Source organism: Idiomarina sp. UBA4520 (assembly GCF_002388365.1).
GTDB classification, from domain to species: Bacteria; Pseudomonadota; Gammaproteobacteria; order Enterobacterales; family Alteromonadaceae; genus Idiomarina; species Idiomarina zobellii.
In genome coordinates this window covers 43,639-66,074 of sequence record NZ_DGMK01000020.1, presented here as the reverse complement: position 1 = coordinate 66,074, position 22,436 = coordinate 43,639, and the positions used below count along the sequence as shown (strand labels likewise).

At 46.3% G+C, this 22,436-nt stretch carries 16 protein-coding genes; 7 read left to right on the top strand and 9 right to left on the bottom strand.

Translation table 11 applies throughout. The features are described from left to right. The first annotated feature begins 64 nt into the window (after nucleotides 1-64). Nucleotides 65-586 carry a flavodoxin FldB gene (gene fldB, locus B3850_RS08655; RefSeq protein ID WP_286873303.1) on the top strand — a complete coding sequence of 174 codons (522 nt, stop codon included), beginning with the start codon at nucleotides 65-67 and terminating at the stop codon, nucleotides 584-586. 3 nt (nucleotides 587-589) lie between these two features. After that, the gene (locus B3850_RS08650; protein ID WP_286911646.1) at nucleotides 590-2,995 is read left to right on the top strand and encodes a zinc-dependent metalloprotease; all 2,406 of its coding nucleotides are present in this window, start codon (nucleotides 590-592) and stop codon (nucleotides 2,993-2,995) included. 20 nt (nucleotides 2,996-3,015) lie between these two features. On the opposite strand, the gene B3850_RS08645 is transcribed toward B3850_RS08650, so the two are convergent. The 3 genes from B3850_RS08645 to B3850_RS08635 all read right to left on the bottom strand — a co-directional run bounded on the left by B3850_RS08645 (nucleotide 3,016) and on the right by B3850_RS08635 (nucleotide 7,927). After that, nucleotides 3,016-3,408: an acyl-CoA thioesterase gene (locus tag B3850_RS08645; protein ID WP_053952867.1), complete on the bottom strand. Its 393-nt coding sequence runs from the start codon at nucleotides 3,406-3,408 to the stop codon at nucleotides 3,016-3,018. 52 nt (nucleotides 3,409-3,460) lie between these two features. After that, nucleotides 3,461-5,689: a S9 family peptidase gene (locus B3850_RS08640; RefSeq protein ID WP_286911645.1), complete on the bottom strand. Its 2,229-nt coding sequence runs from the start codon at nucleotides 5,687-5,689 to the stop codon at nucleotides 3,461-3,463. A gap of 135 nt (nucleotides 5,690-5,824) precedes the next feature. Continuing rightward, nucleotides 5,825-7,927, bottom strand: a complete 2,103-nt coding sequence (locus tag B3850_RS08635; protein ID WP_286911644.1) for a TonB-dependent receptor — start codon at nucleotides 7,925-7,927, stop codon at nucleotides 5,825-5,827. A gap of 154 nt (nucleotides 7,928-8,081) precedes the next feature. Between B3850_RS08635 and B3850_RS08630 the strand changes: the two genes are divergently transcribed. Both B3850_RS08630 and B3850_RS08625 read left to right on the top strand, forming a co-directional pair. Continuing rightward, nucleotides 8,082-9,728: a M28 family metallopeptidase gene (locus B3850_RS08630; RefSeq protein ID WP_286911643.1), complete on the top strand. Its 1,647-nt coding sequence runs from the start codon at nucleotides 8,082-8,084 to the stop codon at nucleotides 9,726-9,728. Nucleotides 9,729-9,845: 117 nt separating this feature from the next. Further along, nucleotides 9,846-11,549, top strand: a complete 1,704-nt coding sequence (locus B3850_RS08625) for a lysophospholipid acyltransferase family protein (RefSeq protein ID WP_286911642.1) — start codon at nucleotides 9,846-9,848, stop codon at nucleotides 11,547-11,549. On the opposite strand, the gene B3850_RS08620 is transcribed toward B3850_RS08625, so the two are convergent. Further along, nucleotides 11,531-12,232, bottom strand: coding sequence for a UDP-2,3-diacylglucosamine diphosphatase (locus B3850_RS08620; RefSeq protein WP_058579454.1), 702 nt, complete (start codon nucleotides 12,230-12,232; stop codon nucleotides 11,531-11,533). The two genes, B3850_RS08625 and B3850_RS08620, sit on opposite strands and share 19 nt — an antisense overlap. 2 nt (nucleotides 12,233-12,234) lie before the next feature. Beyond that, nucleotides 12,235-12,732, bottom strand: a complete 498-nt coding sequence (locus B3850_RS08615) for a peptidylprolyl isomerase (protein ID WP_286911641.1) — start codon at nucleotides 12,730-12,732, stop codon at nucleotides 12,235-12,237. Between the two features lie 116 nt (nucleotides 12,733-12,848). Here B3850_RS08615 and cysS point away from each other — a divergent pair, with 116 nt between their 5' ends. Together cysS and B3850_RS08605 are read left to right on the top strand one after the other, a co-directional pair. Continuing rightward, nucleotides 12,849-14,228 (top strand): cysteine--tRNA ligase, encoded by a 1,380-nt coding sequence (cysS, locus tag B3850_RS08610; RefSeq protein ID WP_286911640.1) that lies wholly within the window; start codon nucleotides 12,849-12,851, stop codon nucleotides 14,226-14,228. A 21-nt stretch (nucleotides 14,229-14,249) separates the two neighbouring features. Next, nucleotides 14,250-15,794, top strand: coding sequence for a M17 family metallopeptidase (locus tag B3850_RS08605; RefSeq protein WP_286911639.1), 1,545 nt, complete (start codon nucleotides 14,250-14,252; stop codon nucleotides 15,792-15,794). A 78-nt stretch (nucleotides 15,795-15,872) separates the two neighbouring features. Here the strand turns inward: B3850_RS08605 and B3850_RS08600 are convergent, their stop codons facing one another. After that, nucleotides 15,873-16,475 carry a Yip1 family protein gene (locus B3850_RS08600; protein ID WP_053952874.1) on the bottom strand — a complete coding sequence of 201 codons (603 nt, stop codon included), beginning with the start codon at nucleotides 16,473-16,475 and terminating at the stop codon, nucleotides 15,873-15,875. A 188-nt stretch (nucleotides 16,476-16,663) separates the two neighbouring features. Here B3850_RS08600 and miaE point away from each other — a divergent pair, with 188 nt between their 5' ends. Next, nucleotides 16,664-17,455 (top strand): tRNA isopentenyl-2-thiomethyl-A-37 hydroxylase MiaE, encoded by a 792-nt coding sequence (miaE, locus tag B3850_RS08595; protein WP_286911638.1) that lies wholly within the window; start codon nucleotides 16,664-16,666, stop codon nucleotides 17,453-17,455. Nucleotides 17,456-17,473: 18 nt separating this feature from the next. Here the strand turns inward: miaE and B3850_RS08590 are convergent, their stop codons facing one another. The 3 genes from B3850_RS08590 to B3850_RS08580 form a co-directional block, all read right to left on the bottom strand. Further along, nucleotides 17,474-18,757 (bottom strand): dicarboxylate/amino acid:cation symporter, encoded by a 1,284-nt coding sequence (locus B3850_RS08590; RefSeq protein WP_058579459.1) that lies wholly within the window; start codon nucleotides 18,755-18,757, stop codon nucleotides 17,474-17,476. A 96-nt stretch (nucleotides 18,758-18,853) separates the two neighbouring features. After that, the gene (gene sohB / locus B3850_RS08585; protein WP_286911637.1) at nucleotides 18,854-19,852 is read right to left on the bottom strand and encodes a protease SohB; all 999 of its coding nucleotides are present in this window, start codon (nucleotides 19,850-19,852) and stop codon (nucleotides 18,854-18,856) included. A 71-nt stretch (nucleotides 19,853-19,923) separates the two neighbouring features. After that, complete coding sequence (locus B3850_RS08580) at nucleotides 19,924-22,293, bottom strand: VolA/Pla-1 family phospholipase (RefSeq protein ID WP_286875904.1); 2,370 nt, start codon at nucleotides 22,291-22,293, stop codon at nucleotides 19,924-19,926. Nucleotides 22,294-22,436 lie beyond the last annotated feature (143 nt).

The window sequence follows — 22,436 nt, the reverse complement described above, 5'->3', positions numbered from 1 at the left end:
GTCTTTTTGGTACAATGCATCCACATCCAATCGTTAACTGAAGGTCAAGGTGTAATCTATGTCACTGCAAATTGGTTTGTTTTACGGTTCTACCACCTGCTACACGGAAATAGCTGCCGAGAAAATACAGCAAGCCATTGGCGAAGACATCGTAACGTTGTTTAATATTCAGGACACTCCCCTTAAAGACGCCGAACAGTTCGACATTCTTATTTTCGGTATTTCCACCTGGGACTTTGGCGAGCTACAGGAAGACTGGGAAAGTCACTGGGATGATATTAACGATGTTGACCTCAGCGGAAAAATCGTTGCGCTTTACGGTATGGGAGACCAGGAAGGCTATACCGACTGGTTTCAGGACGCACTCGGAATGCTGCATGACGCTATTGCTGATCATGGTTGTAAACGCATTGGCTTTTGGCCCAACCAAGGTTACGACTTCGCCGCTTCTAAAGCATTAACCGCAGATAACTCGCAGTTCGTCGGCTTATCACTAGATGAAGACTCACAATATGAGTTATCTGATGAACGTATTGAACAGTGGACAACACAAATATTAGAAGAAATAGCAGAACAACTGGGATAAACCATGCGACATATACTCTTAATTTGCCTGCTTGTATTAAGCAGCTTTACCTCGTTCAGCCATGCGGCTGAACAGAAGCCTCCGGCAACCATTGAAGCTTTTACCGAGTCCTTTTCGAAACAGGACGGTTTTTTTACGTTTTATCATGATCAGACAAACGGCGATTACTACCTGCAAGTGCCTAAGAATGGCCAGCAGTTTATATTCCAAACCAGTCTTCCCTGGGGGTTGGGCTCTAACGACATCGGTTTGGACAGAGGTCAGTTAGGCGAAACCCGCTTATCGTCTTTTCATATTGAAGGCGACAAAGCGTTACTGATGCAGCACAACACCAATTATCGTGCGCAAACCGAGAACATCGCGGAACGTCAAAGTGTGAATGAAGCTTTCGCAGACGCGGTACTTTACGGCTTTAACATTGTTGCCAGTAGTGACTCGCATGTGCTCATCGACTACACACCCTACTTATTCAGCGACGTACACGGCGTAACCCAACGCTTGGCGGGCACCGAACAAGGGCAGTTTAAAGTCGATACTCAACGCTCTGTCGTTTACCCAGAGCGCAGCAAAGCCTTTCCCGAAAACACCGAACTGGAAGCAAAAGTAACCTTTGTTGGTGAAGGTAAAGGTCGCTGGGTACGCGAAACCGCTGCAAATGCAGATGCTTTAACCTTGCACTTGCACCACTCTTTTATTCAACTTCCGGATGCCGGCTACTTACCAAGAGAGTTTCATACCAACAGTGGCTTCTGGTCACACAGTTTTAAAGACTATGCGGCCCCGCTTGGCGAGCCTATGACGGTGCAATACATACCGCGTCACCGCTTACAGAAGAAAGACCCGATAGCTTCTGAGAGTGAGGCGCGCCAGCCAATTATTTACTATCTGGACCCGGGTGCGCCCGAGCCAGTTCGCTCTGCTTTATTAGAAGGCGCAAAGTGGTGGCAGGAAGGTTTTGAAGCCATTGGTTATGACAATGCGTTTCAAGTGAAAATGTTGCCAGCGGACGCAGACCCTATGGATGTTCGCTACAACGTCATTCAATGGGTTCACCGTGCTACCCGCGGTTGGTCTTATGGCTCTTCTGTTATTGACCCACGCACCGGTGAAATTATTAAAGGTCACGTCACCTTAGGCTCACTGCGTGTGCGTCAGGATATGAAAATTGCGACGGCCTTATTAACGCCTTTCGTCGACGACAAACAAGAGTTAAAAACCGCTGTTCAGAAAATGGCGTTAGCTCGTATTCGCCAGTTAAGCGCTCATGAAATTGGTCATACACTGGGTATTGCCCATAACTTTGCAGCAAGCCCTTCTGACCGTGCGTCCGTTATGGACTACCCTCACCCATTGGTCAACTTAACCACCGACGGCACGCTGACACTCAACGACGCCTACGATGTCGGTTTGGGAGTGTGGGATAAGCAAGTCATTGCTTATGGTTACAGCGACTTTGGTGGTATGCCATCAGCGACTGACCAGTTAGCTCGCATTTTGGATAAAAACGACTCCTTAGGATTAAGCTTCATTTCTGACAGAGATGCGCGACCCGTCGGCGGTGCACACCCAACAGCACATTTATGGGATAACGGCAGTAACCCTGTTACCGAGCTGGAGCGTTTGCTGACTGTTAGAGAACAAGTTCTGAATAACTTCAGCAAAGCCTTTTTAAATGACAATGAACCGCTGAGCCGACTGCACGAGTATTTCGTTCCGGTTTATCTGCTGCATCGTTATCAGGCAGAAGCGGCGGTCAAATGGCTTGGCGGTGTCAATTATGAGTATTACCTGGCCAGTGATAATACGGACGGGTACAAAGCAATTGGCGGCTCGCGCCAGCAATCTGCTTTATCTCAGTTACTCAGAACCATCAGTGCAGAAACGTTGGAAGTACCGACGCAGGTACAACAATGGTTAGTACCTCTGGCCTATGGTGAAAGCGACTCACGCGAGCGTTTTAACGGCAACACAGGGTTAATTCCTGACCCTGTCAGCATGGCCTCCAGTGTCGCGAACCACTCACTGCAATTAATGCTAAACCCTCAGCGTTTAAACCGTTTAGCGCAGCAACATAACGCTGATGCTAATGTGCCTTCACCAGCGCAGTTGAGCTCACAAATTTTTAAGCAGGTCTTTAACGACTGGAATGAAAACAATGCCAATCCATTGCACCAGCGACTGCTTGCAACAGCGGTGAATGCACTTATCAAGACAGTTCAGCGCGCAGAATTAGCGCCCGAAAGCCGTTTACCGATGATGTCAGAAATACAGCGTATGAAAGACACGCTAGCTGCGAGCAATAACAACTTTGCGAAGCAACTTGCGGCCGATATTGACGGTTTTATAGAAGATGGTGAATGGCCGAAAAACTATGAGCCTGAAGCACTTCCTCCAGGCTCACCTATCTAATTAATAACTTGCAGGGTTGCTTATAGCGACCCTGCAAAATCGTCCAGTTCGTCCTTCGTTTTACCGTGAGCCGTTGGTTTACGAGTCTCAGGGTCAATATGAACAAAGACAATATCGTCAGCTGTACAGATATTTTGCTTGGTATGCTTGTTACGCACTAAGCAAGTAATGGCTAACGAAGTGCGCCCTACCGTTTTCACTTCCAGACCAAACTCAACGACGTCGCCCTGAAATGCTGAAGTTTCAAAAGTAATAGCACCAATGTGTTTCGTTACCAGGCTTTTAGCGCCTAACTGGCAGCTGGCAAAAATGTAAGCCTCTTCGTCAATCCACTCCAGAATACGGCCACCAAACAGCGAACCTGCGAAGTTAAGATCATTAGGCATTACTAAACGGCGAGATAAAAAGCGCATAACCACTCCTTTGTTGAGAACTCTTTCGAGAAGGATATGCGCATATTATAACCTATTGTTCGCCAATGGTTTGTTGAAAAAATTGGGCGATCATCGAGTAGAGATGAATTTTTGTATGACGTCCGTTAATGGAGTGCTTTTTGCCCGGGTAGTTCATCATTTCAAATGGCTGCTCATTGTCCTGCAATTGCTTATAGAGTTTGGTGCTGTGCGTGAATAATACATTGTCATCGGCCATTCCGTGGTACATCAACAAGTCACCTTTAAGACCATCTGCGTATGGAAACACCGACGCAGCCTCATAGTTTTCACCTTCATCAGGCATGCCCATAAAACGCTCAGTGTAATGGGTATCGTACAAGCGCCAGTCTGTTACCGGCGCTCCTGAAACGCCCGCTTTAAAGTGCTCCGGTGCTTTAAACATCGCCATCAACGTCATGTAGCCGCCATAGCTGTGCCCGTATATGCCAATGCGATCCTCATCAACGTAAGGCAGAGACTTAAGGAACGTCGCTCCCGTTACCTGATCTGTTACTTCCGGCGAGCCCATGTTTTTATAAATAGGCGCTTCAAACGCTTTTCCACGGTTATCAGAGCCTCTATTGTCTAACGTAAAAACAATAAAGCCCTGTTGCGTCATATACTGAACAAAATGATTTCCCCAGCTTTTGGTCACACGCTGCGCCCCGGGACCACCATAAACGTAAACCATAACAGGGTATTTCTTGGCTTTATCAAAGTCCGACGGCTTGGTCATTTTGTAATATAACGTCTGTCCGTCTTCAGCGGTTAACTGACCAAATTCAGGATAATTCCAGTCGCGCATGTAACTAGCAAGCGGGTGGCCTTTATCAACTTTATTTTCCAGTAGCCAAGCCTGACGCTCGCCCGTAGGGCCATGCAAACTCACCTGTACCGGCTGCTCAGGCGATGAATAGGTATCGATATAACTATGGAACGTCGAGGAGAACTCAACATCGTGCATACCTTCACGTTGCGTGATCTGCGTTGGGTTGTTACTTGAACCACTATTTAACTGAGCACGATATAAATGACGTTCAAGCGGACTTTTGCGACGAGCAGTGAAATACAAAATACCGGTACTCTCGTCAACTGCTTCCAGCTCGTCGACCATCCAGTCACCTGATGTTAGTTGGCGAATTAATGAGCCATCGAGTCTATAAAGGTACAAATGCTTGTATCCACTGCGCTCTGACGCCCAGATAAAATGGTTATTGTCTTCCAGGAAGTAGAGGTCATTATGAAGGTTTATCCAGGTATCCGAGGTTTCTTCAACCAAGATCTGTTGCTGTTCGGTATCCACATTAAAAAGACGTAAGTCCAGACGTTGCTGATCTCGACTTTGCCACTGGTAACTCAACCTTTTGCTGTCATTCAGCCAATTGACCCGGGTTAAATACCCATCGCCCAGTTCATCTAAACCAAGCCATTGCATGGAAGCATCAGCAAGTTGATACACTCCCAAATCGATATTGACGTTCTCTGCACCGGCAAACGGATAACGCTGTTTAATCACCTTAACGGTATCAGCATATATTTCAGTTCGGGTCGCCACGGGCACAGGGCTCTCGTCAACACGCGTTAAGGCAATAGCTGACTCGTCAGGCGCCCACCAGTAACCGGTCATACGCTTCATCTCTTCCTGCGCAACAAACTCCGCCATACCGTATTTAATTAACTCACCACCTGCAGTGGTTACTGCCGTCTCTTTTCCAGTAGCTAAGTCGATATAGAAAAGGTTTTGATTTCTAATAAAAGAAACGAAATTCCCTTTTGGGGACAAACGGGCATCGGTTTCAAAAGCTTCCGTTTCAGTCAGTTGGGTTACTTCGGTATTTTTTACTGAATAATAGAAAATATCGCCGTTGTATGGAAACAGTATGGCGTCACCGCTTTTTGACCAACTGTACTCAATAATGCCGGACCCACTGATACGCTGGCGCTCTCGACGTGCTTTCTCTTCTTCCGATAACTCCTGTGAGCTGGAATTGAGATCGTCGGCCGCAACCAGTCGTGTATGTTCCGCTTTTTTGATGTCATAAAGCCACAAGTCATAACGGTCCGGGTTCGATTCACTGCCCTTTAAGTACGACAAATAATTATCGCCGGGCGCAAAACGCAATGACCGCGGCTTTTCACCAACCAACGACGGCGCGCTAAACAAGCGCTCTATGGTTAACTTTTCTGCGTACGCAGACGAACTAAAGACAACAATACAGGCACCAACAAAAGTGGTGAGAAAACGAGATGCGAGAGACAAAACAGCTACCTTAAAGTGATTTGTTAAACAGGCGTTAACAATGATAGCAAACTGACTGTGAAATGTCGGTGGGTGTGCGATGAATTGACGGGAAAACACCGCCACTGAATATCAGTGGCGGTGCATTTACTTTCATTAAAATGTCATAGATACTCCAGCCTGGAAGCGACGTCCCATTACCGGGGCGTCTTCTTTCAGGTATGAGCTGTGCACTAAGCCAAGCTGGTTCGTTAAATTGTCCCCCTTCAAGTAAAGGGTTGCACCGTAATTCGCTAACCAGTTTGGATACATATTTACGCGTGCATTTAACAGCCCATAAGCATCCGTTTCTGATTCATTTACAGCCACATTGTCCTGAGAAAAGTAGCGGGTATAACCTAAAGAACCATCCCAACTTTGTGCCTGATACCGAACTTCAGCTCCCAGACGTTGAGCCGGAATTCGAGCTAAACTGCCACCATCACGTTGTTTTGCACGTGTGTAATCACTGAAACTATGGACTGACCAAGCGTCACTTAATTGCCAATCTAGCTCAAGCTCATAACCGTACAGCTCCGCATCTAACTGATTAAACTGAACTACCTGTAAGGCTTCGGCATGAGCGCGATCTTCTTCAGAGTGTTCTTCTCCCTGATGTTCATCGTGATCGTCATCGCCATGAATTTGCTCACTAGTTATGCCAACAAAGTCATCATAAATAAAGTCATCAACACGGTTATAGAACACATTAAAATTCGCATTGAATGTATCTGTTTCATAATGCACACCAAGGTCCAGGTTATTTGAACGCTCGGTTTCGATACGATGTTCAGCGGCTTCTATATGATACTCACCCGACTCTTCTTCATGCAGTTCATAGCCAAGTCCTAACTCATAGGTTCGAGTCGCAAAGTGGTTACCATTGGAAAACACTTCAGTGCCACTGGGTGCCCGTTCAGCGTGACTTAAATTAACGGATACAGACGTATGCTTATCAAAGTGGTACAAGTAGCCCGCCGATGCCGAAACCGCGCTGAAAGTATTGAGTTGCCAATCTTCGCTGGCTAACGACGTACGTTCATAACGTGCACCTAAGTCAACATGATGATCACCAAATTCCTGCTCAACCACCCAGAAAAGCCCTTGCGTTCTGCGGGAAGTATCCGGTGTGAAGGCTTCTTCACCAATCGCTGACTTGTCACTAATGTCCCACTGCCAACCGATAGCACCAGACCAGCCCGCTAATTCTTGGTGACGTGCCGTTAAGCGAACTTCTTTTTGCTGATTTTCAAACTGGGTTGCGACGAAATCTTCTTCGATTTCCTGGTGTTGATAGTCGTTAATAGCGCCTCGGAAATCCACTTGCTCAATACCGCTGAAAGGACTTCTCCATTGACCCGAAAGCTGAATGCGATCCTGCTCTAAATTTGCATAAGGACCATGAGCTTCGTAAGACTCTTCTTCATGATAACCATTTCCCGGAATACCATAGTCCTGCGACAGTCCTTGATAAGACAGTCCAACAAAGCCATTATCAAACTGATAGCTCACACCCAAGGTGCCGCCCTGTGCCTCAACGAAACTGTTTTCAATGGAGTCAACACGTTCGCCTTCATCATTAATAAACGAGGCCGTTTCATAGTCTTCGGCGTCTCTAATAAATGCATCGGTATATAATGCCCAGGTGCCATTACCTACTTGTAGGTCGTACGATGCTTCTTTGTTGTCGTTATTTGACGACAGTGAGCCATTCACATTACCTTGCAGCCCATAAACCGGTTCGCTCGGAATACGATTATCGACAACGTTGATAACCCCGCCAATAGCACCACTACCGTATAGAAGTGTTGCCGGGCCACGCAGAACCTCTATTTGCTCCGCAGTACTGGTTTCGGTTGTCACTGCGTGGTCGGGGCTTCCGCGCGAGAAATCACCGGTATCTAAACCGTTTTGCGTTATTTTGACGCGTGGACCACCAAGCCCACGCACAATAGGGCTACCCGCCACATTAGCAAAGTGCGTGTTATTAATTCCTGGCTCAGAAGATAAGGTCTCCCCTAAGCTGTGCGCATGCTTTTGTTTAAGTTCATCACCAGAAATAATACTTACCGGCTGAGTCGACTCTAATGCCGTTTTTCCCAACGGGTTAGCTGTTATGGTGATAACCTCGGTGGGATCCGGGTGCTCATGCTCCTGGTCTTGCGCTAATGCCGTCGATGAAACAGCGAGAATAGCTAAAGTTAATGTATTCAGCTTCATGACGAATCGCCCTTCTTGATTATGTTATATTATAACATTACGTAAACCAACAACATTTTGCAACACTCTTTTAGCTGTAATCTATGGTTGAATGCTGTTGGCTCAGGTACAATCGACTAGATTCTCGAGAACAATTAAAACCAGAGGACAACTCATGAAATTCTCTCGTATCCTTGCACCAGTAGCGCTCAGCGTATTCGTTGCCGCTTGTGGTGCACCTGAGACTCAGTCTCAGACAGTTAGTGTCAGTGCTAAAGAAGCCAACATTCGCTCACACCTTGAGTTTTTAGCTGACGATGATCTTAAAGGTCGCCAAACCGGCAGCGAAGGTCATGAAATTGCATCGAACTATATCGTTTCTGAATTCAAACGCCTGGGTTTAGAGCCTGCCGGCGATGACGGCACTTACTATCAGCGTATTCCCTTTCGTAAAAGCACCTTAAAAGAAAATAGTGCGTCAATGACTTACGAAGTAAATGGTGAAGCCGTCGAATTCGAATTCCCGAAAGAGTTTATTACCGGGCCAAGCCATTACAGCGAGCAAGACCAAGTATCTGCACCTTTGGTATTCGTTGGTTATGGTATGGAAGCGCCAGAGTTTGGTCTTAACGATTACGAAGGCTTAAACGTTGAAGGCAAAATTGTCGTCATGTTAACAGGACGCCCTGAATTTTTACCCAGTGAAGAAGGCGCTCACCTGTCTAATATTAAGTCTGACATCGCTCGCGAAAAAGGCGCTATCGGTATTATTACCTTGCATACGCCTGTGCGCGAAGAAGTCCGCAAATACGAAACCAGTGTTTATTATACGAAAACACCTCGTATGACCTGGCTAGGACCAAACGGACTTCCTAAAGGTCAGGAGCAGCAAATTAGTGGGTCTGCTTATTTAGATGACGAGCCAGCCAAACGTTTGTTTGCGAACGCGCCAACAGAATTAGATGCTATTTTCACAAAGATTCAGGAAGACCCGGACTTTTCACCAAAAGGTTTTGAATTAGACGGGAAAGTGACTCTAAAACGTGAATCTCGCCATGAAGAAATTAGCAGCCCGAACGTTGCCGCTGTTTTACCAGGCTCTGATGAAAAGCTTAAAGACGAGTATGTTGTTTACACTGCCCACTCCGATCATATTGGTGTCATTAAAGACATGAGCCGCGAAGACAACATTAATAACGGTGCTATGGATAACGCCAGTGGCGTGTCTGTCATGCTCGAAACAGCCCGTTTATTCGTCGAGTCAGACAAAGAGTTCAAACGTTCTATTATGTTCTTGTCAGTAACTGCTGAAGAAAAAGGCTTATTAGGCGCTGATTATTTCGCAAATAATCCAACCGTTCCGTTAAACAGCATCGTCGCTAACGTGAACCTGGATATGCCGGTATTGCTTTATGACTTTGCTGACGTTGTTGCCTTTGGTGCATCGCATTCAACGCTTGGAGAAACAGTTAGCAAAGCGGCTAAAAAATACGATACTGCGCAAAGCCCGGACCCTATGCCAGAGCAAGCTATTTTTACCCGGTCAGATCACTACACATTGGTTAAGAAAGGCATACCTGCCGTATTCTTAATGACTGGCTTTAACTCTCGTACCGAGGGTGAAGACGGCGGCGAAGTTTGGGGTACGTTCTTCGCTGAACATTACCATAAGCCGAGTGACGGACTTAACCTCGATATTAACTATGAAGCAGGTGCGCGCTTTACTAATATCAACTTCGCTATTGGCGAAGAAATTGCGAACGCAGCGCAACGCCCACAGTGGTTGGAAGATTCTTTCTTTGGAAAGCAGTTTAACGACTAATATTTTTCAAGTGATAGGTAAGAGGGAGCTATTTAGCTCCCTTTTCTTTTTAGAATTCACAAAACTGTCACTCAACCAATTTACAGTCAGGCTTACAGGTAATACTTGGAGCTTGCTATGTTATCCGTCGAACAGGTTGTCAATAATAAACTCCCCCAGCTAAAAAAAACGCCTTGGCTAGAAAAGCCAGCAACTTGGTTGTTACGCCACCTATTACATGAAAAAGACATACAGCAGTTCGCTAATAGTCTACCGCCTCTCGACGGTATCGACTTTGTTGAGCACGTACTCGACTATTTTAATTTTAGCTATTCTTATGCCTCGAAAGATCTCGACAACATTCCCTCTATGGGTCGCCTCGTCATTATCGCCAATCACCCTATTGGCTCTCTTGACGGTCTGGCACTGTTAAAGCTGGTTAGTGAGGTACGTGGCGACGTAAAAATTGTGGCGAACGACTGGTTAACAGAACTTGAACCTCTCAAGCCTATGTTACTGCCGGTCAACGTATTTAGCGAAAAGCCAAAACCCAGTGATCTTAGAAATATTCGTGAACACTTGCATAACGAAGGCTGTGTTATTATTTTTCCCGCTGGTGAGGTGTCGCGTATGAGACCTAACGGCATCAGAGACACTCGTTGGGCCACAGGCTTTCTCAAAATAGCTAAGTCAACACAAAGTGATATTTTACCGATTCGTTTAAATGCTCATAACTCAGCCTGGTTTTATACAGCCTCTATGGTTTATAAACCACTGGCAACAGCCTTGTTAGTTAAAGAAATGTTCCGGCAACAAAAAAAGCAGGTTCATTGTGACATTGGAGAAAGAATTCCTCTCTCCGCTTTTAATCAGCCAAATATAAACTTGAATCAGCAAGTAAAATTATTCAAAAAACACCTTTACCGTCTCGGCTCTGAAAAACCGTCTATTTACCCCACTCAAACTGCAATCTCACGGCCGGAACCAAGACAGCCACTAAAAGCGGCGATTGAATCATGTGAGCTTTTAGGCGAAACCCACTGCGGGAAAAAGATTTACTTATATGAATTCAACGGTAGCTCTCCCATTTTGAGAGAAATAGGTCGTTTACGAGAATTTGCTTTTCGAACCGTTGGCGAGGGCACCTGGAGTCGACGCGATCTTGATGAATACGACACTTGGTACATGCATTTAATCTTATGGGATCCAGATGATTTAGAAATTGCCGGGGCTTATCGTCTTGGTGACTGTCGGAAGATCATTCAAAGTAAAGGTCGTGACGGCTTATACACCAATAGCTTTTATCGTTTTGAAGAGAGTATAAAATCTATTTTCGAAGAGGGGCTAGAGCTAGGGCGCTCCTTTGTTCAGCCTCGCTACTGGGGCAAGCGCAGCTTAGAATACTTATGGGTTGGTATAGGCGCCCTGCTTCGCAATCACCCTCATTATCGTTACCTGTTTGGCTCGGTTAGTATCAGTAATGCGCTACCTAAAGATGCCCAAGCGGCTTTGGTTCAGTTCTACTCGGCACACTTTCCTCCAGTTAAGCCATTAGCAACAGCCAACCTCCCTTATCAGTCAACTCAGGAGTCAACAACGCCCACGTTCTCTGGCTCCAACTATTCAGAAGAGTTTTCACAACTCAAAACGTACTTGGCGAATATCGGGGTTTCCATACCTACGATGTACAAGCAGTACTCTGAATTATGTGAAAAAGGTGGGGTTCAGTTTTTGACCTTTGGTATTGACCCGGACTTTAATAATTCCATAGACGGACTTGTTCTAGTAGACATACATAAATTGAAAGAGAAAAAGCGAAAACGCTATTTAGAAGCTCGATAAACACTGGCCTGAGTATACCAGTCGCCCAGAACAACACGTTTTGCCGGTGTGCCGTCACTCAACTTAAAACAATGTATGGCAGGTCGGTGGGTATGTCCGTGGATAAGTTGATTCACCTGGTGTTTTTCCATCACCTGCAGCACCGCGGGGTGTTGAGCATCCATCTGATACAGCTGCTCAGACGTTAATTGAGGCCGCTGGCTGTTTGAGCTTTGCCTTAGTTTATTGGCAATACGCATACGCCATGACAACGGTAAGTTTCGTAAAACTCCGGTAACTACCGGGTTTTGAATGACTCGCCGGTAACGCAAATAGCCTTTATCTAAGGTACACAGCGTATCACCGTGCATCAGTAAAACCCGTTCACCATAAAGGTTAATAACGGTTTCGTCTGGCAGTAAGGTGATACCGGTTTCAGTGGCAAATCGCTCGCCAACCATAAAGTCTCTATTGCCTGCCATGAAATAGATTTTTACACCCGAGTCACTGAGACGCTTAATTTGAGACTTTATTTGAAAGGCAAAATCACTGCTGTCATCATCGCCAAGCCAGGCATCGAACAAGTCCCCCAGAATATAGAGAGCATCTAAACCAGTGCTTTGCTCACAAAAGTTCGCGAAGGCGTCCAGAATGTCCGGACGCCCAGGACTTAAATGTAAGTCAGCGATGAACGCAGTTGTCATTATTAGTCGTTAACAGAGACTTTTTCGATAACAACGTCTTCAACCGGCACGTCCTGATGGAAACCTGCCGAGCCTGTTTTCACATCTTTAATGGTATTTACAACATCCATACCGTCAGTAACTTCGGCAAACACGCAATAGCCATAACCGTTTGGTGTTTCATTCTGGAAGTTCAAAAAGTCGTTGTTATTCACGTTAATGAAGAATTGCGAAGACGCAGAGTGAGGATCTGGCGTGCGGGCCATTGCCACCGAGCCAACAACGTTAGGTTTTGCAGTTGGTGCTTCGTTCTCAATATTGTCGCGAGTGTCTTTTTGTTTCATACCCGGCTCAAAACCACCGCCCTGCACCATGAAGTTATTAATCACTCGATGGAAAATGGTGCCGTCGTAAAAACCGTCACGCGCGTATTGCAAAAAGTTATCGACTGTTTTTGGAGCCGTATCTTCATGCATTGCTAAGGTAATATCGCCAAAATTTGTGTGTAAAATGACCTGCATTTTTTCTACCTGTTTCCTGTAACAAACCAGCCGATAGTGTACCAGAGCCAAGGCATCGGTGGTATCATAGGCGCTTTATTTTCATTCGTATCGGCAGAGAATTAAGAGATTTCATTATGGCAATCACCCTTTTTAATACCCTGACACGCAAGAAAGAGTCATTCGAGCCTATTCAGCCGGGGCACGTTGGCATGTATGTCTGCGGGGTCACAACGTACGATTATTGCCATATTGGTCACGCCCGTACTTACGTTGCTTTTGATATTGTTGTGCGCTACTTGCGTAAACTGGGTTATAACGTTAGCTATGTCCGTAACATTACTGATCTCGACGACAAAATCTTAAAACGGGCAGCAGAGAACGGCGAAGACTTTCACGCATTAACATCACGCTTTATCGATGCGATGCATGAAGACTTCGATGCGTTAAATCTGCTGCGTCCGGACATTGAACCCAAAGTGACTGAGCACATGGATGAGATTCTAAAAATGATTCAGGATCTTATCGACAGTGGAAACGCCTATAAAACCAACAGCGGCGACGTTTTGTTTGATGTGTCTACTTTTAATGAGTACGGAAAACTCAGTCGCCAGGACTTAGAGCAACTGCAGTCTGGTGCACGAGTCGATGTCGATGAAGAAAAAGACGACCCGCTTGACTTTGTCTTGTGGAAAGCAGCGAAAGCCGGCGAACCTGCTTGGTCATCGCCCTGGGGTGAGGGTCGTCCGGGTTGGCATATTGAGTGTTCGGCCATGAACAAAAAACACCTTGGCACCACCTTCGATATTCATGGTGGCGGGTCAGACTTGGCCTTTCCTCACCACGAAAATGAAATTGCGCAAAGCTGCTGCGCCAACCATTCGGACTATGTGAAGTACTGGATGCATAGCGGTATGGTGCAGGTGAACGACGAAAAAATGTCGAAATCTTTAGGCAATTTCTTCACTATCCGCGAAGTATTAAAAGCCTATGATGCGGAAACTGTGCGTTATTTCCTTCTGTCGAGCCACTACCGTTCACAATTGAATTATACCGAAGAGAATCTGAACCAAGCGCACTCGGCACTTGAGCGTTTGTATACCGCATTGCGGGATATTGAGCCGAAAGAGGCTTCAGATGATCTACGCAGCGGGTACTGGGAACAGTTCCAAAAGGCAATGGATGATGACTTTAATGCGCCGGAAGCCATGAGTGTGCTATTTGACATTGCTCGTGACATTAACCGTCATCGCGACAGTGACTCAGAAAAAACAGCACAGCTTGCGTACATTTTAAAAGAATTTGCAGAGGTTATGGGATTACTGCAACGTGACCCAAACCAGTTTCTTCAAGGCGACGATGACGACGTTGCCAAAATTGAAGCGCTTATCGCCAAGCGAAACAATGCGCGTGCAGAAAAAAACTGGGCCGTAGCAGACGAAGCTCGTGACGAGCTAACTGCCATGGGTATTGAATTAGAAGACGGTCCTGAAGGCACTCGCTGGCGTCGCGCTTAACCATTTAGAAATGAGGTATTTATGGCATTTCCAAAATTAGACGTAGTCAGCTCACTTGCTGACGCTTATTCAAAAGACGGCACTGATGCACTGATTGTCATTGGTCACTTTGACACTATTGATGACTCAGCATTAGCTGAAAAAATTCAACAAGCGAAAACAACCGATCAGCGCGTTGGTAGCGATGTATTATTGCTCCAGGCTGAAGGTGTTCCTGGCCAACGCTTAGTAACGGCGCCAACAGGCCCACTTAACCGAGACTTCGACGACGTTCGCCAAGTCTTCGATGCGGCACATAAAGCGGCAAAAATTGCTCAAGACGCCGGTGCTCGCCATCCGGTTATTGCCTTAAATAATGTTGATATCAATGATACCCGCTACCAGCAGGCTTTCTTAGCCGCCTACTTAGGTGTCGGTCAGTCACTGTATCAACCGTTAGAAGCGCGTGAAGCACATGGCGAAGAAGCGATTGAGCCAACAGAAAACGTGACTTTGGTTGGTGAACTCGATGCAGACTGGGCAATGGCAGTTGAAGCAGGCAAGCGTGTTGCCCGCGACTTAGCAGGTACCGAGCCTGAGCGCATGGCGCCACCACGCTTTGCAGAATACTGCCGTCAGGCTTTCGCGCATACCCCTGTAAAAGTCAGCGTTATCGACGACTCTCAGCAGTTACAACATGAGTACCCGTTACTGGCAGCTGTTGGCCGTTCATCGATGGCTGTTGAGCGCCATCGTCCCTGCGTCATTCGTTTGGAATATCATGGCAGCCAACCTGAACGCACCGTTATGTTTGCCGGTAAAGGCATTGTCTATGACACCGGTGGTGCAGACTTAAAAACCGGTGGTCACATGGCAGGTATGAGTCGTGACAAAGGCGGTGCTGCGGGTGTCGCCGGTTTTATGAAAACCGTTGCCGAGTTGCAGCCTGAGCATTTGAATGTCGTCGCCGAGATTGGTGCTGTTCGCAATAGCATTGGCTCTGACGCTTTTGTCGCCGACGAAATTATTACCGGCCACAGCGGCAAACGTGTTCGTATCGGTAATACTGACGCTGAAGGTCGCTTAATAATGGCTGACCTGCTGTCTCATCTACGTGAAGAGGCCGCACAGGCTGACGGTGAGCACGAACTCTATACTGTGGCGACATTAACCGGGCATGCCGCATTAGCGAAAGGCCCGTACAGCGCACTGGTTCCTAATGGTCACGCTCGTCGTCAAAAATTACCGGACGCGTTATTTGACGCCGGTGAAACCTATGGCGATCCAACTGAAATTTCCTGGTCACGCCGTGAAGACTTCGATTTTGTGAAAGGACGTACCTTGTGCGATGACTTGCTGTCATCCAATAATGGCCCGTCAGCAACAACGCCACGAGGCCACCAGTTCCCAATGGCATTTCTGGTTGGTGTTTCCGGCCTCGATAACCACGGCATTGATAGCTCACGTCCGCTTAGTTATATCCATATCGACATTGCCGGCAGCGGTGTTGAAGGTGGTGACTGGCAACACGGTAAGCCAACTGCGGCACCGGTAACTTGTCTGGCTGGCCATTACCTTAAAAAATAACAAGCTATCTTTAAATACAAAAAAGCTCGGACCATGCTTCATGGTATCCGAGCTTTTTATTGAACTTAAATGCTTCTATTAACCTGACACAAACTCCGGCCCGAAGCCATTTGTCCAGAGAATAGCGGTTGTTACCATCAGTACCACCATGGCAATTAAGCCGGCAGTAACGACTGAACTCGCGTATATAAAGCCGCGCTCTTCAGGAATATGCATAATAACCGGCAAACCTGAATAAAGTAGATAAACTGAATACGCGACACCACCCAGGAACACCAAGGCCACAAACCAAAGTTCAGGGTACAGTGCTGCAACCCCCGACATAATAACCGGTGTTGCTGCATAAGCGGCAAGCTCCAGCGACTTGGTATAGCTAGGATCCGCTCCAAAGGTTTTTGCCATCCAGTAAATTAAATACGCTAATGCAAAAGTTGCAGCAATAATGCCTACATACATTGCGACAGCGAGCATTACCGCACTGTTTTCGGCAAGGTAAATAGACTCTCGAGCTCCCACGCTCCAACCAATTTTTGCCGAGGCATAAAACGCAGCCAGGCATGGCAATATAGCCACTAACAGAGTATGTGAACACGAATACATAAAGCTTTCGCGTTTACTGTCTATTGTCTTCCACTCTTGAACCGGGTGTGCGTACAAACCCCAAATATGATTCAGTATCATAACTTCACCTTCCCCGTAACACGCGGTCATACCGCCCAATTCGTAAATACGTTATAATTATTAGATTCAGGTACTGCTGAAAAATTCACCCATACGACTAATATTCAGCACTAAACTAACACTGTCAAGTACTTTTGATATAAGTTTAGTTCACTTTTGTTAAAATTTTTAATCAATTTAACTGGGGAATGTCCGTTTTGAATACCGCTGTTGTTTCGCCCTATTTACCGCTTCTTGAACCCATTAATGAGTTTTTACTATGCACAACTCCCGATGAGTGGATACAAGAAGCTGCGAAAGCAGAAAACTTGCCCATCATTTTGCTCGATCACCTCCATTGTGAGCTAAAAGCAGCTCAGAGCGCCGCTTTGTTATTGCGACGCTATGCGGTGTCAGACAGTCATGGACAGTTGCTTCTGGATGCACTACAGCCATATGAAGATCTCGTCTACAGAGGTATTGGTAACTTAAACGATGTACAGAAAAGCAAGCAGTTATCTCATGCGTTAAAAGCGGCAGAGTCACAACCTTTTGCTGACGACATTATTGATCGCATGTCGCGTTTAATACGTGAGGAGCTTCATCACTTTCTGCAAGTTTATGAAATTATGGAAGCGCGGAACATTCCATTGCAGAAGCTCACGGCATCACGCTATGCAAAACAGTTGCTGCAAAAGGTTAGAACTTACGAGCCTGAAGCACTTATTGACAAGCTGATTATCGGTGCACTCATTGAGGCTCGCTCTTGTGAGCGCTTTGCGGCCTTGGCACCTTACCTGGACGAAGACATAGCCCGTTTTTACGTGTCATTACTGCGTTCAGAAGCTCGCCACTATCAAGACTACCTGGAGCTTGCACAAAAGCTCAGTGAAACCGATATTAGTGACAGAGTTAACCAGTTCAGAGAGTGGGAGGCTGAGTTGATTCGTTCGAAAGACGCTGAGTTACGCTTCCATTCAGGAGTTCCGGCGTACGCCTAATGCGCACGCCGGCTTTACTTAAAGCTCTTCTAATTTCTTACCGGCATTCTCGTCATAGTAGACTTCTTCATCAAAGTCCCCTTCTGAGCGAGCAACAACGGTACTGACCATTGCGTCACCAGTGACGTTAACCGCAGTTCGGGTCATATCAAGTAGGCGATCAACACCGATAATTAAGCCAATACCCTCTACCGGCAGGCCAACTTGCTGTAGCACCATAGCCAGCATAATTAAGCCAACACCCGGTACACCAGCGGTACCAACAGACGCCAGAGTCGCCGTCATAATAACCATTAAGTACTCTGCAATACCTAAGTCTAAACCGTAGACCTGAGCAATGAATACTGTCGCCACGCCTTGCATTATCGCAGTACCATCCATGTTAATGGTGGCACCTAATGGCACAGTAAACGACCCAACGCTATTGCTGACACCTAAACGGCGGGTCACTGTTTCCAGCGTAATCGGCATAGTCGCATTACTGCTAGCTGTACTAAAACCAAACAGTTGTGCATCGCGCATTTTCTTAAGGAATATACCCGGTTTGACACGAGCCAGTACACGCATAAACAGTGGGTATACAATAAGGCCATGAGCAATCAGCACAAAGAGTACTAACAGGAAGTATTTGGCCAGACTGCCTATCATTTCTACGCCAATTTCGGTGAATAGCTTCGCCATTAGCGCAAACACACCATAAGGCGCAACCGCCATAAGTATGACAACCAACTTCATGATCACGGCGTTTAAGTCGTCAAAGAAGCCTTTCAGACGCTCACCAGGCTTACCGACTAATGCCATCGAAATACCGAATAACAGCGCAAATACAATAATTTGCAGCATGTTACCTTCTGCCATGGCATTAATTGGGTTATCCGGGAATAGATTAATAATCACTTCACTAATAGATGGCGCTTCATTGGCTTCAAAAGACGCCTCTGAAGAGCGCTCAATACCAGAGCCCGGCTGCACTACCACCGCCGAGAATATGGCAAAGCTTATGGCGATAGCGGTCGTTATCATGTACATGCCCACGGCTTTACCGCCTAAGCGCCCAAGTTTACTCGGGTCGCTCAACGAGCAAGTTCCCACCACAAGTGAGACAAACACTAATGGCACGACCAACATTTTCAGTGACGTGATAAATATTTGGCCGACAACATCGAATAAGCCATTGGTTAAATACAGTGACACCCAAGCATTGTCGCCGGCCACGTAACGAATGATTGTGCCGAGAATGATCCCAGCGACCATGCCGATAACAATGCGGCTTGTCAGGCTGAGTTTTTTCTTTTCGCTCATAAGCGTCCTTTATTATTCATTCTTAAAAACTGCGTTAGACTACCAAAAAGTTGTTAGCTGCGCAGCTTTGTTATTGTAAGCGGCGTTTAACGGCTCTTATTGTGCGATATCTGAACGCGTCAACGACGACTTTAACGTCTGAATGACCGTTGAAAGGCCTTTTGCGAAACGTTCACTCATGGGTTTACGCACCACATAATTAAGTTGCAATACGTTGAACGTTTTATGTTGCTCAAGTAACCACGAGTCGCTCGTGGTCACCTCATCCACCAAGCCAAGCTCTTTTGCTTCCTGACCTGACCAAACTTCACCCGTGGCAACTTTATCAATATCGAGCTCCGGACGGTTCTCCTGAACGAATGCCTTAAACTGGCGATGGATAGCCTCTAAGTCTTGCTTAAATTTACGGCGGCCTTCGTCGGTGTTCTCACCAAATAACGTCAAGGTGCGCTTATATTCACCGGCTGTTAATTGCTCAAAATCGACATCATGCTTTTTCAGGAAACGGTGGAAGTTCGGTATTTGTGCCACCACACCAATAGAGCCAATAAAGGAAAACGGCGCGGCTAAAAGCTTGTGACCGACACAAGCCATCATGTAACCACCACTGGCAGCCACTTTATCAATGGCAACGTTAAGCGTAAGCCCTTTAGATTTAATGCGTTGCAACTGCGCAGCAGCCAACCCGTAACCATTAACAACCCCACCTCCGCTTTCTAAACGGACGAGAACTTCATCTTTCTCGGTTGCTAACTGCAAAATGGCATTCACTTCCTGACGCAAGTTATCGACTTCTTTAGCGTCCATGCTGCCTTTAAAGTCCAGCACAAAAAGGCGCCGCTTTTTGTCGTCTGCTGGCTTTTTCTTCTTCAGCGCCTTCATTGCTTTCTTGCGAGCTTTTTTGTCCATTAACTCTAACTTTAGATGCTCGCTAAGCTCCTTTAGCTCTTTCGACAGGTCTGTTACCTGCAAGTCACCTTTACTTTTCTTTTGCTTTTGAGCCGCTTGTGCCAGCAAGCCAATAATAAAACCTACAGCAATAACAATAATGGCCGCCTTTAATAAAAACGAACCAATATCTACCAGAAACTCCATATACTTCTCCAATACGAAAAAGGCCAGCATAACTGCCGGCCTTTGAATAACGAGTTTTCAATAACCTGAGGTTATTCTACCACTTCTTCGTTTGATACTTCTATTTGAGTTAAACCAGTCCCGAACCAATGCAGGATTTGTGTCTGCATTTCCGTTGTTACTGCAGAAGATACAGCAGGGTCAAGGCCTTCTGGAGTTGGGTCCAGTAATGAGGAATGACCGCCTCCGACAAAACTTGCGTATCCTGATACGGCCGAACCATCATCAGACTCAACTGGCACTGTTGCTAACTGCATTAAAGCAGCTAACGGCTGAGTACCAGCTAAAGGCTTCCCTTCTACTGCATTCGGAATAACAGTGTCACCATCCGCTTCGATTAAAAATACCGGCGTATTTCCTGACAAATCAGACGCATAGTTCACAGGGTCAGCTGAATCTACAACCGCTTGTGCGGCAAAAGCAAACGCTTCGAACAATTCCATATTAATGGAAGCCCATGCTTCTTCACCTGCCGCCTCTTTAAACCCTGCAACCAATTCAGCGGCCACGTCTGGTTTCGAAATCGCAACCTCAGGAGGTACTCCTAATTGTTCAGCTTGACCATTGACTAACTGAGTAAACTCATCAAAGCCATCACGACCGTACATCAAGTTGCTCTTAATAACAGGACCAAAGCTACCTGATTCTAACAAGAAATTAGCTATGCTTCCGCCAGGCATACCAAGTACTGACGCTTTTACATTAAACGCAGCTTGTAAACTCGCGTCTTCAACTTCTTCGTTCGCAATTTTAGTAAAGCTTGTCCCCGCAATCGCACCTAACGAATGACCAATGAAATGCACATTTGTAGGATCAAATTGCGCCCCAGTTACGTTATTTAGAGAGAAGCGCAGGCTTAGTAAATCCGAAATTGACTGCTTCAAATTACTTTTTGTCGTCAACAAGCTTGCTAAGTTCATGTATGCCGTTGCTGAACCATTGTCACCGCTTGCTACATACTCAGCAGTTCCATCATCATCTAAGTCAAAGCCTCGGCCACCATGAAGCGGATGATCGATAGCAACGGTTGCGATTCCCGCAGATGCTAAGGTTCCTGCTATACCAAAAAACGAACTCTTATCAGCTGTAATACCATGTTGGAAAATTACAACAGGCCATCCATTTGTTGGCATAGTTCCGCTGTTAGGTACCGATGCCCAAACTGAAACAGATTCTAAAGTACTAGGAGCTGCTACTGGATTATATTTCGTTACGAAGCGATCCGGATCAACAGGATCACCACCAACTGTGTCAAAGTCGAAACAGTTATTAGGCGGTAAAAGTAGCGAAGGATCTTCTGCAAACCCTGACGGTAAGCTCGCCAAATCCGTATTACTTAATTGATCGTTCTCGTCTTCAGCCTGTATAGCATTTAATATCGCAGCAGGGCTATCACAAGCTGCTACCCAACGACCCGTCGTTGGGTCAGGGTTTGTGCTCGAATCTGGGTGTGCTGAGTAATATGGTACCGTTACACTCCCAGCGTAAAAATCAGCTAGAGCAGCTGACGGTGGTGGAGTTGTCCCGCCTGCCGTCATAGTGTCAGCAACTGTATTACCTGAGTTAGCCAAACTTAAACTCGGGGTATATTGACCTGCTATCTGTAGTTTTACAGCACCCAAAACATCACCGACAGACTGAGTCGTAAAGTTTGAGCTGTAAATGACGTCTTCAGGGTCTACACCGAACTGTGCCAACGCGCCTTCATAACTATTAACCAGCGCTTGCAAGCTTCTGCCCGACTCCGTATCAGAAGCTGGAGCTTCATCAACTGGTGCTTTCATTAGCGTGTAGGTCTGTGACGCTTTAACACGACGACCTAAAGAGTCTTGAATGTTATCCGTTAAAACAACTAAATAACCGGTCGCCGACTCCAAAGGACGAAGAGGCAATACCGCTAGGCTGCCTGCACCGGTCGCTTTAACCGTGAAGTCAGTACCGTGCTGTAACTCTTCAGTTACCGCACAAACAGCGGCTGGATTAGCTGCAGCGCAACCTTCAGAGACGGGCGTTCCACCTTGAACCGTTTTGAATACCCGAACAGCTCCCTGGGCTTCCACACTGGCTGGATCAACAGATACCTGCTCGCCGTTTTGATCAACAGGTAAAGAAAAATTAAACGCCAGAGTTGAGTGTGTTCCCCAACCGTCTAAACCGTTAATAGCAACCTGCGGGTTAGCTGTATCACTTGGGTCAGCGACCGGAATATTTAACGTGCCATCAACACTACCGCTCAATAAAATATTCGTCGGCGCTGGTATTTCACCGTTTGACGGGTCGAACACAACACGTGTTGCAGCGACATTCACTTCGTTTTCCGTAATAGGTGCTTCGTCACCGCTTCCGCAACCTACAAGGCTCAGAGCCGAACCGATTGCCAATGGGAGTAGTAATTTCTTCATGAGGTATCCCCAATCCTTTTTTATGTTTTGTTATTCTGTACCTTCTCTTAACGAAATTTATACACCTGTATTAAATAAGATTAAAGGCTTTTTAACGATTTTTCGTTCGTTTGCTGAGAAGTTATTCGAATATCGTTACAATA